The following is a 15,069-nucleotide window of genomic DNA, read 5'->3' as shown; positions in this document are numbered from 1 at the left end:
TCTCAAAATGAAAAATGAGACAGCCTCTTTTTCTTTTATATGAATAGGTTATTCAGCTTCAATAGCAGTTGTTTCTGCTGTTTCTTTCTTCTTGCTTAGCATTGTGTAAGCAATCGGAGAAGCAATAAATAATGAAGACAATGTACCAATGATAACACCCAGAATCATTGCAAATGCAAAGCTGCGGATAGAATCACCACCGAGGATAAAGATGCACAGCAATACGATCAATGTACTTAATGAGGTGTTGATTGTACGGGCCAAAGTTGTATTTAGTGAGTCGTTGAACAATTGACGTTTGTTACGTTTCGGATATAAACCAAAGAACTCGCGTACACGATCAAAGATTACCACTTTATCGTTGATGGAGTATCCGATAGCTGTTAGGATAGCACCGATAAACGTTTGGTCTATTTCCAATGAGAAAGGAACAAAACCCCATAATAATGAGTATGCACCGATGATCATGATCGTATCACTGGTAAGTGCTACTACGGAGCCAACACTGTAAGCAATATTACGGAAGCGAAGCAAAATGTATAAGCCGATAGCAATCAATGCTAAAACTACCGACCAGACGGCCGATGTCTTGATATCATCTGCAATACTTGGACCTACTTTCTGTGAACTGATGATACTGCCACCTGTGTGGTTGTCACGGTCAATGAAAGTAGCCAATGAAATGTTTTGAGTTAACAACGGCTTTAATGTTTCATATAAGTATGCTTCAATTTCAGAATCCACATTGTTACCTTCTTCTTCGATGCGGTAATTAGTACTGATACGAACGGTTTTTTTGTCTGTACCAATAGCGATAACACTTACATTTGCATCACCGAATTTACTTGCGATCAACTCACGTACTTGTTCGGGCTCGATAGCTTGTTCGAACTGTACCTTATAATTACGTCCACCTGTAAAATCGATACTTTGGCTCAAGCCACGAATAGCGAATGATGCTATACATACCAAAATAATAATACCTGTAATCATGAAGGAACGTTTGTTACCTTTCATGAAGTCGAAATGAGTATTTACCAACAGGTTTTTAGAAATTCCGGAAGTAAATGTCAAGTTCAGCAGTTTATCTTTATTCATGTAATGTTCGTAAACTAAACGAGTCATGAATACTGCTGTAAAGAACGAGCAGAGAATACCGATAATCAATGTAGTGGCAAAACCACGAATAGGACCAGTACCGAAATTAAACAGAATAATACCGGTAATAATAGATGTTAAGTTGGAGTCGAAGATTGCCGAGAAAGCATTGGAGTAACCATCAGCTAATGCTTTTTTCACTCCTTTGCCGCTACGTAATTCTTCTTTAGTACGTTCGTAGATAAGTACGTTCGCATCCACAGCCATACCGAGTGCTAATACCATACCGGCAATACCGGACATTGTCAGCGCAGCTTGGAAGGATGAAAGAATACCTAATGTGAAGAAGAAGTTGAGGATTAAAGCACCGTTGGCAATCATACCTGGGATGAAACCGTACATGGCGCACATGTAAATCATCAAAAGGATGAGTGCCACTACAAATGAGAAAATACCTGCATTGATAGATTCCTGCCCCAATGACGGACCGACAATATCTTCTTGCACGATGTGTGCCGGTGCCGGCATTTTACCTGATTTCAATACGTTTGCCAAGTCTTTGGATTGTTCCGGACTGAAATTACCGGTAATGATTGAGTTACCGCCTGTGATTTCCGTACTTACGTTCGGAGCAGAATATACATAATTATCAAGTACGATTGCAATAGAGCGTCCGATATTTTGTTTGGTCAATTGTGCCCAACGGCGTGCACCGTCTGTGTTCATAGACATGCTTACAGATGGTTTACCATGCTGGTCGAAATCGTCTTTGGCATCTGTTACTACATCACCTTCCAACGGAGCTTTACCGTTGCGTTCGGTAGATTTGATAGCATACAACTCGAAAGTCTGTCCTTTTTTGTCGAAATCAGCAGGAGCAACTCCCCATTTTAGACGGAGGTCCTTAGGAAGTTCTGCTATTACTTCTCTCATCGCCAAATATTTGTTGATTTCAGCAGTGTCTTTGTAATTAGCATAACCGATAATGGGGCCTTGACCACTTGAATTTAACTGAAGAATGGCCATCAAAGGATGTTCTTTTTTGATTTGCTCCATATTTATAGAAGCTTCCTGTTGGTTACCTTTCAGTGCAGCTGCGATACTGTCGGCAGCACTGATGGCTTTTGCCGGTGTTGCTTCCGCTACTACTTCTTCTGTTGCTATTACTTCAGTAGAGTCGGTTGTTGTGCTTGCGGTTGTTACCAGAACATCACGCAGTTTACTGTCTACAGACTGCATTACCGGCAATAATTCTTTCGCTGTATAGGTTTCCCAGAATTCCAGATTGGCAGAACCTTGGAGGAGTTTTCTCACACGTTCCGGTTCTTTGATACCCGGAAGCTCTACCATGATACGCCCCATTCTGTCTTCAAGACTTTGGATATTCGGCTGAACTACACCGAAACGGTCGATACGTGTACGGAGTACATTATAAGAGTTTTCTACGGCAGCTTTTACTTCAGAACGCAATACTTTTTCTACTTCAGCATCAGATGACTTCTGGTTAACTTTGTCTTTCAACTGTTGCGTTGCAAAAAGTTCGGAAAGTTTAGCGTCCGGTGCTATTCTGTGGTATTCTTTAATGAAAAGAGTGATAACATCGTCCTGGCTGTTGGTAGCTTGTTTGGCAGCAGTTGCCAGTGCCTGATTGAAATTTTCATCGGGCTTGTTATCAGCCAATGCTTTAATAACATCGGGTATGGATACTTCAAGGATAACGTTCATACCGCCCTTGAGGTCCAAACCTAAACTAATTTCCATTTCACGACACTGTTTCAGCGTATAATTACCCAGCCATACTTTCTCGTTTGAAAGAGAGTCGAGGTAGTCTTGTTCTACTTTAGTATCGCCGTTCGCTATCTCTTTTGCCTTATTGGTATAATGGCGGGTAACGAAGGAGAAAGAGAGGTAGAACACGCATACCAGCGTGAGTAATACCGCAAAAACTTTTACAAATCCTTTGTTTTGCATTTTACTTTTAATTTATTATGATTACTTTTTTAATTAATTCTGTCGCTATAAGGCTGCAAATATAGTTTTTTTTTCACATCCAGTGGTAATTAGCAGCTAAATATTTGAGGTTAAAACCGCATTTTGCCCTTAAACTGATATTTCTTTCAAAGAAATAAAATTTATCCCCGAAGGAAAGTAGCAATCCTCCGAGGATAAATTAGTCGGCTTCGAGTTTATTCTTTTTTAGCCTTAGATCGCTTTTTTTATTTAATTCATGCCTCTGTTTCTCAGCATTGGTTCCAATTGCGGCTCTGTTCCACGAAAGTTTTTGTAGAGTGTCATCGGGTCTTCGCTGTCTCCTTTTTCAAGCACATTGGAGCGGAATAAATTGGCTGTTGCTTTATCAAAGATGCCATGTTCTTTGAAAGCTTCAAAAGCATCATTATCCAGCACGTTTGCCCAAAGATAGCTGTAGTATCCTGCAGCATATCCACCGATGATGTGATTGAAATAGGTCGTACGGTAGCGTGGGGCTATTTCGGGGATGAGTCCTAATTTATCCATTGCTTCTTTTTCGTAAGAGATTACATCCAGATTCTTTACATCTGTCAGGTTGTGCAGATTCATGTCGAGGATGGCGGCGGCCAGTAATTCTGTTGTCATGAAGCCTTGATTGAAAGTCTTCTGTTTTAATATCTTATTGATGAGTGAATCGGGGATTACTTCTCCTGTCTGGTAATGTTTTGCATACATTTTCAACACTTCTGGTTCGGTGGCCCAATGTTCGTTTATTTGTGAAGGAAGTTCTACAAAATCACGAACGACGTTGGTGCCCGAAGTACCTTTGTAATTGCACTTGGTCAACAGTCCGTGAAGCCCGTGCCCGAATTCATGGAAAAGCGTTTCTACTTCGTCCATCGTTAGTAAGGATGGTGTATCGCCTATTGGTTTGGTAAAGCTGGCTACATTGCAAACCAACGGTCGGATATCTCCCTGCTGTTCACGATAATTGCTCATCCAGGCACCCCCACTTTTTCCAGGACGTGGAAAGTAATCTACATAGAAGATTCCTAAGTGGGAACCATCGGCGTCTTTTACTTCAAAAACTTCTACATCGGGATGATAAACCGGAATGTTTTGCAGTTTTGTCAATGTGATACCATACAGTTTATTGGCTACTGCAAAAGCGCCTTCGCGTACGTTTTCCAATTTGAAGTAGGGCTTGATCTCTTCTTCGTCCAGGTTGTATTTTTCTTTACGCAGCTTTTCCGTGTAGTACCACCAGTCCCAAGCTTCCAATTTTTCACCTTTACCTTCTTTATCCATCAATTTTTGCAGTTCAACAGCTTCTGCTTTGGCTTTGGGAAGTGAATGGTTCCATAAATTATTGAGGAATTCCATTACGGTGGTTGAATTTTTGGCCATTGTATTCTCCAAAACAAAGTTTGAGTAGCAGTCAAAACCTAATAAGTTTGCTTTCTCAAGGCGTAAACTGACAATTTGGGTGATTACTTTCTTGTTGTCGTTCTTGTCATCGTTATTACCACGGTGGGTGTATGCTTTGTATATCTTTTCACGGAGCGGGCGATTCTCAGAATACTGTAAGAAAGGCAGGCGGCTGGCATTGTGTAAGGTGAATAACCATTTTCCTTCTTGCCCGGCAGCTTTAGCTTCTTCCGCAGCACTTTGGCAGAACCATTCGGGCAATCCTGCAAGGTCTTCTTCTTTGTCGACAAAGAGTTGGAAGGCATTATTCTCATTTAATATATTATTACTGAATGTGATACCAAGAGTCGATAGCTCTTTGTTTATTTCACGCAGGCGTGCTTGTTTGTCAGCAGGCAGGTTTGCTCCCGAACGAACAAAATCTTTGTAGGTTTTATCCAACAGGCGTTCTTGTTCGGTGGTAAGGTGCAGGCTGTTTTTCTGCTGATATACGGCATCTACCTTTTTGAATAGTTCTTGATTGAGGGAAATGTTGTCGCTGTGTTCGGAAAGTACCGGCGCTATTTTTATGGAAAGTTCGGTTAGTGCGTCTGTTGTTTCTGCATCTGTCATATTGTAGAAAACGGCACTGACACGATCTAATATAGGAGAGCTGTTATCCAACGCTACGATTGTATTCTCAAACGTGGGCGTTTCGCTATTTTCAATGATTGCTTTAATGTTCCGGTTTTGCTCTTCTATCCCTTTCAGGAAAGCAGGTTCGTAATGTTCCAGCTTGATTTTATCAAAAGCCGGAACACCATACTCGGTTTGAAATTCGTTTAAAAACGGATTACTTTCTGTTTTCGTAGTGCAGGAGTACATCATACAACTTGCTGCTAAAATAATTATTGTTCTTTTTAATTTCATAAGTATTATAATTGGGTTATGATTATCATTTGTAGTGAATTACCGCTTGGCAACATAGCACCATATGGGGTAGTGGTCGGAGTCTTTAATAGAACGGTCTACCGTGCAGTTATAAGCTCTCAGGCTTTTACTGATTAGGATGTTGTCTATTCGAAAATAAAACTTATTCTGATTATAAGAAATTCCCAATCCCTGTCCTGATTCGGTGAAGGCATCATCTAACTTTTCGGCTATAACCCGGTGGGTATAGGAGATCGCAGTATCGTTAAAGTCCCCACATACAATAATATACGGATGCTGGGAAGCTGCAATTTCGGCTGCAATAACATCTGCTTGTTTGGCGCGGATGGCGGAAGCCTCTGCTAATTTACCGACCAAATGTTGAGTGCCACTTTTCACTTTATGGGCATTGGGATCTTTCAGCATTTCTTCATATACCGCTTTATCCGCTTTTGTTAACTTGTTAGATTCCAAATGGTTGTTGATAAGGGTAATTGTATCTTCATTGATTTTTAATTCATAAATGGCCGAGCCGTTGTAGCTACTGTCATATTGTAGTTTTCGTGCCGAAAGGATCGGAAATCGGGAGTAAACAGCTATCCGGTTATTGCCGTTCTCTTGACCTACACGTTGAATATGCCGATAAGGATATGCTTTCATACCCTCTTCTACTTCTTTGGCATTAAGATGTATTTTGGCAGTCGGAGAGATGTTGTGTTCCTGTAAGCAGATGATGTCGGCATCGCTCTTACGGAGATATTCGAGTACCGGATTTTTGCCGTTTTCCTTTTCCATGTTGCCAAAGGACATAATATTGTAGGATAGTATTTTAATGCTTCCCTCCGGAATATTTGCTGTATGAAGATTGATAGGAAGATAGGCCCGGATTTGCGGATAGCAGAAAGCAAAGCCAAGTATAGACAGAAGAGCGAACTTATAGCGTACGATTAACCAGAAAATAAGAAAACAAAAATTGATGGAGAGGAAAATAGGAAAAGTAAGTCCCATGCATGCTTCGACCGGGTGTATTACGGGAGAAATGTGTGGGCTATAGGCGGTCAGCAAGAGAACTCCGACAAAGAATGCATTGACTGCCAAGATCAGATAAGCGAAGACTTTTCCGATGTGTTTCATATCTTATTTTTTACTTGCATCGAAGAGGCTTTTCTTTTCTTCGGTAGTGAGGCTCTCGTATCCTGACTTTTTCAGCTTATCGAGAATGCGGTCCACCTCATCCGATTGCGCTTTTTTCCGGGCATTATAATCATAGTCTTGTTCGCGGCTGTAATTGCCATAATGCACTTTCATTTTGGGTTTACGCTTCCAGTTTTTTTTATAGAAAAGAGAACTCACTCCGTCTAATATTCTGTTTATCCAAACAGTGATATCTGTGCCTTTACTCAGACTGGCGGCAAACCAGAGACCTGCCAATGCACCACCTAAGTGGGCGATGTGTCCTCCGGCATTACCGGAAGTGATGAACAACAGATCTGTCAGGACCACTATTAAGGCCAAATATTTTAGGCGTATAGTACCAAAAAGAAAAAGGCGTACGGGATAGTTGGGCTCTCGATAGGCGGTTGCCACCACGATGGCAAGTACGGATGCGGATGCACCTACCATTGTCGATACTTCCACCATGGGACGGAAATAAGGAAACAAATTATAGGAAATCATGTACAATAATCCTCCGCATATACCTCCCAAAATATATAAACCGCGTAAATGCTTGCCGGAAAAGAAGTAGAGGAATAATTGACCAAACCAATATAGCCAAAGCATATTAAACAGAATATGCATAAAACCGGCATGCATGAACATATAAGTGAACAGTGACCACGGTTGCAGGATAAACCGGGTAAAGGAGGCCGGAAGTGCCAACAGTTCGAATATTCCGGCAGCGCTTCTATTGAATAGTTGCAATAGAATGTTTATCAATGCAGTTGCTACAAAAATCCCTACATTGATGTATATGAGTTGTATAAAGACATTTCCTCTGCGAAAAGCTTCTTTAAGATCAGTTATAATATGTCCCATGATCATTGTTTTTTTTCTTCCAATACATAATCAGAATAAAACCGAATATCATTCCTCCTAAATGGGCAAAATGAGCTACATTATCATTAGGATTATTGGCAAATCCGGAATATAGTTCGATTAAGGCATATCCGATGACAAAATATTTGGCCTTGATAGGAAATGGAAGCGGGAAAATGAACAATTGTTGATTAGGAAATAACATTCCGAAACCTAACAGGATCGCATATACGGCTCCTGAGGCTCCTACGGTATTCATCATATTCAGGTATTCGCTCATCGGTATTGTCCCGCTAAAAGTCTGGACCATGGAATATCCTGATAAGACAGTCTGGTATTCAACGAATTGTACGATCTCCTGGATAATTCCTGCACCGATACCACAAAGAATATAGTAGAATAAAAAACGTTTCGGCCCCCACACTTGTTCGAGAATGCGTCCGAACATCCACACGGCGAACATATTGAAGAAAAGGTGAGTGAATCCTCCGTGCATGAACATATAGGTTATCAACTGGGCGGGATTAAAGTCTTCGGCCATAAAAAAATGCAAACCTAAATAGTTTGCGAGATCTATACCATAACTTTGTGCAACGATTGTTCCTAAATAAAACAGTACATTGATAATTATCAGGTTTTTAGTAACTGTAGGCATCATATATTTGAATCTCTTTTATGCTAATTTACGAGTAATGGGTGCAAAAATACGAATAAATTCTGTTTTAAAGCAGAAAAATGAATCCCTATTAGCTCTTTTTCAGCAAATTGATGCGTTTTTTTGATGTTTTTATTTGATATATTGTTTTGTTAGTCTATATTTGTGAGGATTTTACGTCGTCTATCTTTTTGTGTAACACATATATTAATTAATCATTTACGAATTATGAATAAGGCTGATCTTATTAATGCTATCGCAGCTGAGTCTGGTTTGAGCAAAGCTGACTCAAAAAAAGCACTTGATGCTTTTGTGTCTTCAGTTACTGGCGCTTTAAAAGGTGGTGACAAGGTTTCTTTGGTTGGTTTCGGAACTTTCTCTGTTTCTGAGAGAGCTGAAAGAACCGGTATTAACCCTTCTACAAAACAAGCTATCACTATTCCGGCAAAGAAGGTTGCTAAGTTTAAAGCAGGTGCAGAACTCTCTGAGGCTGTTGAATAAACTATATAGTTGAAAGATTTTAAAAAAAGGGGGCGTGCTAACGCCTCCTTTTTTGTATCTTTGCGCGCAGAAAATAATTGTAAGCTATGAATATAGAGAATAAACTTGTAATGTCCGTAATAAGCGGACTGAAAGCTCTTTATGGTCAGGATGTTCCTGCCGTACAGGTGCAATTGCAGAAAACGAAAAAGGAATTTGAAGGACATCTTACCTTGGTTGTGTTCCCTTTCCTGCGTATGTCGAAGAAAGGACCGGAACAAACTGCACAGGAGATCGGTGAGTACTTACAAGCTAATGAGCCGGCAATAGCTGCTTTTAATGTGATAAAAGGCTTTTTGAATTTGACAATAGCTTCTTCTGCGTGGATTGAATTGCTGAATATGATTCATGCTGACGAACGGTATGGTATAATGGCTGCCGATGCTGATTCTCCACTGGTGATGATTGAATATTCTTCACCTAATACGAATAAACCCCTACATCTGGGGCATGTACGCAATAATCTGCTTGGAAATGCATTAGCCAATATTATTATGGCGAATGGCAATAAGGTCGTAAAAACCAATATTGTAAACGATCGGGGTATCCATATCTGTAAGTCTATGTTGGCCTGGAAACTTTATGGTAATGGTGAGACTCCCGAATCATCCGGTAAAAAGGGAGATCACTTGGTTGGGGATTATTATGTCTCTTTCGATAAGCATTATAAAGCGGAAATAGCTTCGCTGATGGAGAAGGGCATGACGAAGGAAGAGGCGGAGGCAGCTTCTCCACTGATGAATGAAGCCCGTGAAATGTTGGTGAAATGGGAGGCGGGAGATCCTGAAGTACGTGCTTTGTGGGCTATGATGAATAATTGGGTGTATGCCGGATTTGACGAGACTTACCGTAAGATGGGAGTTGGTTTCGATAAGATATATTATGAGTCGGATACTTATCTCGAGGGAAAGGAAAAGGTAATGGAAGGATTGGAAAAAGGTTTCTTCTATAAGAAAGAAGACGGTTCGGTATGGGCTGATCTTACGGGAGAAGGGCTCGATCATAAGTTGCTGCTACGTGCTGACGGTACTTCTGTGTATATGACTCAAGACATCGGGACAGCCAAATTGCGTTTTGCCGACTATCCCATCGATAAGATGATTTATGTGGTGGGTAATGAGCAGAATTATCACTTTCAAGTGCTCTCTATCCTGCTTGATAAGTTAGGATTCGAATGGGGTAAAAGCTTGGTTCATTTCTCATATGGTATGGTCGAACTTCCGGAAGGTAAGATGAAATCACGGGAAGGAACAGTGGTGGATGCCGACGATCTGATGGAAGAGATGATTGCAACTGCTAAAGAAACCTCTCAGGAGCTTGGTAAACTGGATGGATTGACACAGGAAGAGGCAGATGATATTGCCCGCATTGTCGGTTTAGGTGCATTGAAATATTTTATCCTTAAAGTGGATGCCCGCAAGAACATGACATTCAATCCGAAAGAGTCCATCGATTTTAATGGAAATACCGGGCCGTTTATTCAATATACTTATGCACGTATACAATCTGTACTTCGTAAGGCGGCAGAGAACGGTATCGTTATTCCTGAGCAACTTCCTTTAGGAGTTGAATTGAGTGAAAAAGAAGAAGGATTAATCCAGATGGTAGCTGATTTTGCAGCAATTGTTAAACAGGCCGGGACAGATTACAGTCCGTCTGTTATTGCCAATTATACTTATGACTTGGTGAAGGAGTATAATCAATTCTACCATGATTTTAGCATTCTGCGCGAAGAGAATGAAGCGGTGAAGATATTCCGTATCGCATTATCTGCCAATGTGGCTAAGGTAGTACGTTTGGGAATGGGCTTATTGGGCATTGAAGTGCCGGCCAGGATGTAAGAGTTGATGTGAGCTAATATAGAACATACGGGAATTCTTCAAGTAAGATTGACTTGCTGAAGAGTTCCCGTATATTGTTTTTATTCCAGTTAGTGTTTTAAGTGAAGTTAGAAAGACTTTTTTGACAGGGATGAATGATGTTTCTGATTATTCTTTCTTGTGTAAGTACCAGTCAGTGTTTTCATTACCATTACTTTTTACCCAATTTGTGAAATTCGGATAAATCTCGTCAATTCGTATGCCTTCATTTGAGCAGTCGAAGTCTTTGATGTTAGGCAAATGTATGGCATAAGGCATGTTGTCTTTAGAGATATAATACATTTGTTGGCTCTCATCGGTCAGATCATTTCCTTTTCCAAAATGGCTGCTGTCTGCCCGTTTAGTGGGTACATAATTGGGAAGATGCAGTTCTTTACCTCTTTCATTCAAGGCATTGATAATGATAAACGGATTATAAGGGGGGAGCATGGCTGCTGATTCGATCTGTGGAGTTCCGAAAGTTGTAGTGACGGTAAACTTACCTTTTTGTTTTACAGCTTGCTTCATGTTGTCTGCAACAATAATAATGGCATTGTCATTATCTGCTCTTTCCTCCAAACCTTTATTGTCAAACTGGAACAGGGGGCTTGCTGTGAATGTATAGTTCTCATAAGCAATATTTACGGCAGTTACTTTATCGGGAGTAACTGATAGGCGGTATCCGAATCCGTTAAAATTATTGTATCCGGCGCCATCCCAATAGGGAGTGAATTCGTCTATAGTAGAGGTAATCCGGTTTTGCATATTCTTATATACTCTTGATTGATAGTATACCACTACGTCGTTCAAGTCATAGTCTCCTTGATCTGGCCATAGATCTTCAAAAGCGAGCAATCCGAAATAGGTTGTATAGTTATCCTCTTCGGAAGGACCCGGATCTTCTGGCTTTTCCAATTCAGCCATGTTGCTCCCATCAATAGCTCCTTCCACATCTGCATGACAATACATAATAACGTCGGTATAGTTTGGTCGCTGGCTTTCCAATGGTCTGTCTTCTATCCCTATGGTAACCGAGCTGTTGGCCTTATCAAAAATAGCGATTGTGTGCTGATTGTTTTCATCGCCGTTTTTGGTATTGAGTGCATTGACGGAGTAATAGTTATGATTTCCACTGGAGTGGCCGATATTTCCTTTGATAAAAGCACTCGAAGAGACTCCCCAACCAATAGTAACTCCTGCTGGAAATTTATCTTCGAATTGATTGGTTTCCTTATTCCAATAATGTAATTGTATCGTACTTCCACAAGAGATACCTGCCGATACAGGGAAAGCAATAATTTTTTGTATGTCGTTGACAGAACTTGGTAGCTGTCCGGTGGGGTAGGTATAATAGAGAATCGTATTACTTACTGAAGGTGCATATTTTCCTATCATAGCCAAGTTCACCTTTGTTTCCTTTATAATGGGAATGCCTGTTTCTACTCCCGGTGTGAAATATTGTGGAAAATAACTTTGCATTTCTTCTTTGTATGGAGATGTAGTAGCTTTGGTAATGTTGTATAGTTCGTTTTCCGGGAAGATGAAACGCTCCGATAGTAAATAGCTGGGGTAACCGGATTCGTTCCAATTTCCTAATACCAGCATATCGGAAGGATAGGTGTATGTCATGGCTCTGGTGTTTCCGCTTCTGTTTTTGGGGTCTTCTATGCCAGCAGAAATCCTGCTTGCAGTAACCTCTGTCTCTATGAAAGGTACACCTACATACGGTGAGTAGATATAGGCTTTCTTGATATAGGCTGGCAGGGTCGTTTCTCCTTTCAGTATGCCTTTGGCATCTGTTATACCGCGATAGATCGGCTCAATATCTTTCTTTGTACTGATCCCATCGTTTTCTTCAAAAGGGTTTTCGCTGTAAATTTCTATCGATACAGTATAGTCCTGCAAGCCTAAGTCTATGTCTATCGGACAATTAAGCGTAGTTTGAAAATCGAAATAATCGCCTTTTACAGGCTTCTCGGGAGCTTGTGATAAATCTACATCTTTTACGCAAGATGATAAACCGAACAGTAATATACTACTGGCGCAGAGGAGTCGGGTCGTAATTTTTTTCATATATATGTTATTTGATTTGTTTGCTGCTGCAAAGATAATAAGAAATAGATATAAAACACTGAAAATGAGTAAAAAATAAGAGACATTCTACAAAATGAGAATGTCTCTTAGAAAAAATCTTATTATGTTATTTCTTTTTTGCTGTCCGTCCCTTTTTAGGAGTGGACGTTGCTTTTTCGCTTTGCAGCTTGATAATCTCCAAACAAGTTTTCAGATTCAAATCTGCGGGAACCACATCTTTAGGGATTTTATAGTTACTTCCTTTATAAGAGATATATGGTCCGTATCTTCCGTTCAGTATTTCCAGTTCCGGTTCTTCGGCGAATTGCTTGATGTGGCGTTTGGCCTCTGTGGCTCTCTTCTCTGTGATAAGTTCGATGGCTTCTTCAAGCGTAATGGCCATCGGATCGAGTGTCTTAGGCAGAGATATGTATTTACCGTCATGGCGTACGTACGGTCCAAAGCGTCCTGTACCTATGCTTACTTCTTTATCCTCGTATTCGCCAACGACACGCGGAAGTTTAAACAAGTCCAATGCTTCCTGAAGAGTGATCGTTTCCATTGACAGGCCCTTCTCCAAACGTGCAAAACGGGGCTTTTCTTCCGAATCCGTACTGCCGACTTGTACGACAGGTCCAAAGCGTCCGATTTTGACCGATACTACCTTCCCGGTTCCCGGTTCTTCACCCAGAATACGTTCACCTACTTTATGTTCTGTTTTAGTAGCTAATGTCGACTCTACCGAAGGATGGAATCCTTTATAGAAGTGTTTCATGATTGCTGTCCATTGCTTCTCTCCGTCTGCTACCTCGTCAAACTCTTTTTCGATATTAGCCGTAAAGTTGTAGTCCAGAATATTTGAGAAATATTCGTTCAGGAAGTCATTCACTACCGTTCCGATATCGGTAGGCAGTAATTTTGATTTTTCTGCTCCTACTATTTCGGTATGTATGGCATCACTTATATTTTGGCCTTTTAGTGTCAGTATATTGAAAGAGCGTTCCTCACCTGCTTTGTCTCCTTTCTCTACATACTCGCGTTGCTGGATAGTAGAGATAGTAGGAGCATATGTGGAAGGACGGCCGATACCTAATTCTTCAAGTTTGCGTACGAGACTGGCTTCTGTGTAACGCGGCGGACGTTGGGTGAAACGTTCGGTAGCGACAATATCATTGTGCTCGAGCACCTGTCCTTTTTTCAATGGAGGAAGCAGATGGCTTTCATCTTCCTGTTCGTTTTCGTCGTCATACGATTCTTTATATACGCGAAGGAAACCGTCGAAAGTAATAACTTCTCCGGTTGCTGTAAACACATCATCATTGGTACTGATACCGATGGTTGCAGTTGTCTTTTCCAGTTCGGCTTCTGCCATTTGTGAAGCGATGGTACGTTTCCAGATCAGGTCGTACAATCTTTTTTCCTGTGAGGGTGCTTCTACGGTGGAGTTTTCCATATAGGTAGGACGGATGGCCTCATGCGCTTCTTGTGCACCTTTGGTTTTGGTGGTAAAGTGGCGCGGATGCACGTATTGTTCTCCCATCATGTTGATGATAGCCTGTTTGCTACCTTCAGTTGCATATTTCGACAAGTTGACCGAATCGGTACGCATATAAGTGATTAATCCGGCTTCGTATAATTTTTGTGCCAACATCATGGTTTGTGCCACTGTATACCCCAATTTGCGGGCCGCTTCCTGTTGCAGAGTCGAGGTTGTGAATGGTGCGGCCGGGCTTTTCTTTATCGGGCGTTTGGTAATATCTTCGATTGTGAATATAGCATCTTTGCAACTTTCCAAAAATGCTTTGGCTTCTTCTTTTGTCTTAAGGCGATGAGCCAGTTCCGCTTTCATTTCTGTCAGTTTACCGTCAGTGTCCGGTACGAGGAATATGGCGATAACGCGATAAGACGCTTCGCTCTTGAATGCCTGTATTTCCCGTTCCCGCTCTACAATTAGCCGTACGGCTACTGATTGAACACGTCCGGCGGAAAGAGCCGGTTTGACTTTCTTCCACAATACTGGAGAAAGTTCGAAACCAACGATACGGTCGAGGATGCGTCGTGCCTGTTGTGCATTGACCAAGTTGATATCGATTTCGCGTGGATTCTCGATGGCTTTTAATATGGCATTCTTGGTGATTTCATGAAAGACGATTCTCCGGGTCTGTTCCGGTTTTAGTTTCAATACCTCATAAAGATGCCAGGCGATGGCTTCTCCTTCGCGGTCCTCATCGGATGCTAACCATACAACGTCTGCTTTCTGGGCTTCTGCCTGTAGTTTTGTTACCAACTCTTTCTTGTCTGCCGGTATTTCATAATTGGGCTTGAAGTTTTTATCGATATCGATACTGAACTCTTTCTTCTTCAAGTCTCTGATATGACCATAGCTGGAGAGTACTTTGAAATCTTTCCCCAGAAATTTTTCAATGGTTTTTGCTTTTGCTGGAGACTCGACAATAACAAGGTTTTTCTGCATAACTTTTACTTTAATTAAGAATGCCG

Annotated in this window: 9 protein-coding genes; 2 read left to right on the top strand and 7 right to left on the bottom strand. The window is 41.1% G+C overall.

Features of this window, described 5'->3' with window-relative positions:
* Window positions 1–48 precede the first annotated feature (48 nt).
* From secDF to QVP90_RS04970, 5 genes are all read right to left on the bottom strand, one after another.
* Complete coding sequence (gene secDF / locus QVP90_RS04990) at window positions 49–3,069, bottom strand: protein translocase subunit SecDF (protein ID WP_021935818.1); 3,021 nt, start codon at window positions 3,067–3,069, stop codon at window positions 49–51.
* A 249-nt stretch (window positions 3,070–3,318) separates the two neighbouring features.
* A complete protein-coding gene (locus QVP90_RS04985; RefSeq protein ID WP_021935817.1) occupies window positions 3,319–5,406 on the bottom strand; it encodes a M3 family metallopeptidase in 2,088 nt (695 codons plus the stop codon).
* 39 nt (window positions 5,407–5,445) lie between these two features.
* Window positions 5,446–6,540 (bottom strand): endonuclease/exonuclease/phosphatase family protein, encoded by a 1,095-nt coding sequence (locus QVP90_RS04980; RefSeq protein WP_021935816.1) that lies wholly within the window; start codon window positions 6,538–6,540, stop codon window positions 5,446–5,448.
* Between the two features lie 3 nt (window positions 6,541–6,543).
* The gene (locus QVP90_RS04975) at window positions 6,544–7,443 is read right to left on the bottom strand and encodes a rhomboid family protein (protein WP_005928608.1); all 900 of its coding nucleotides are present in this window, start codon (window positions 7,441–7,443) and stop codon (window positions 6,544–6,546) included.
* Entirely contained in the window at window positions 7,424–8,098 is a 675-nt protein-coding gene (locus QVP90_RS04970; RefSeq protein WP_025819228.1) for a rhomboid family intramembrane serine protease, read from the bottom strand. Before QVP90_RS04970 ends, QVP90_RS04975 begins: the two co-directional genes overlap by 20 nt.
* Before the next feature lie 228 nt (window positions 8,099–8,326).
* Between QVP90_RS04970 and QVP90_RS04965 the strand changes: the two genes are divergently transcribed.
* Both QVP90_RS04965 and argS read left to right on the top strand, forming a co-directional pair.
* Window positions 8,327–8,599: an HU family DNA-binding protein gene (locus QVP90_RS04965; RefSeq protein ID WP_005928615.1), complete on the top strand. Its 273-nt coding sequence runs from the start codon at window positions 8,327–8,329 to the stop codon at window positions 8,597–8,599.
* 86 nt (window positions 8,600–8,685) lie between these two features.
* On the top strand, window positions 8,686–10,479 hold the full coding sequence (gene argS, locus QVP90_RS04960; protein WP_021935815.1) for an arginine--tRNA ligase: 1,794 nt from the start codon (window positions 8,686–8,688) through the stop codon (window positions 10,477–10,479).
* Window positions 10,480–10,626: 147 nt separating this feature from the next.
* Here the strand turns inward: argS and QVP90_RS04955 are convergent, their stop codons facing one another.
* Both QVP90_RS04955 and topA read right to left on the bottom strand, forming a co-directional pair.
* Window positions 10,627–12,570 carry an LruC domain-containing protein gene (locus tag QVP90_RS04955; protein WP_021935814.1) on the bottom strand — a complete coding sequence of 648 codons (1,944 nt, stop codon included), beginning with the start codon at window positions 12,568–12,570 and terminating at the stop codon, window positions 10,627–10,629.
* A gap of 127 nt (window positions 12,571–12,697) precedes the next feature.
* Window positions 12,698–15,043, bottom strand: coding sequence for a type I DNA topoisomerase (gene topA / locus QVP90_RS04950; RefSeq protein WP_021935813.1), 2,346 nt, complete (start codon window positions 15,041–15,043; stop codon window positions 12,698–12,700).
* Window positions 15,044–15,069 lie beyond the last annotated feature (26 nt).

The organism is Bacteroides sp. CAG:189 (assembly GCF_000432295.1).
Lineage (GTDB): Bacteria > Bacteroidota > Bacteroidia > Bacteroidales > Bacteroidaceae > Bacteroides > Bacteroides salyersiae.
The sequence above is the reverse complement of the archived record's forward strand: the minus strand, read 5'-3'. Positions and strand labels throughout refer to the sequence as shown.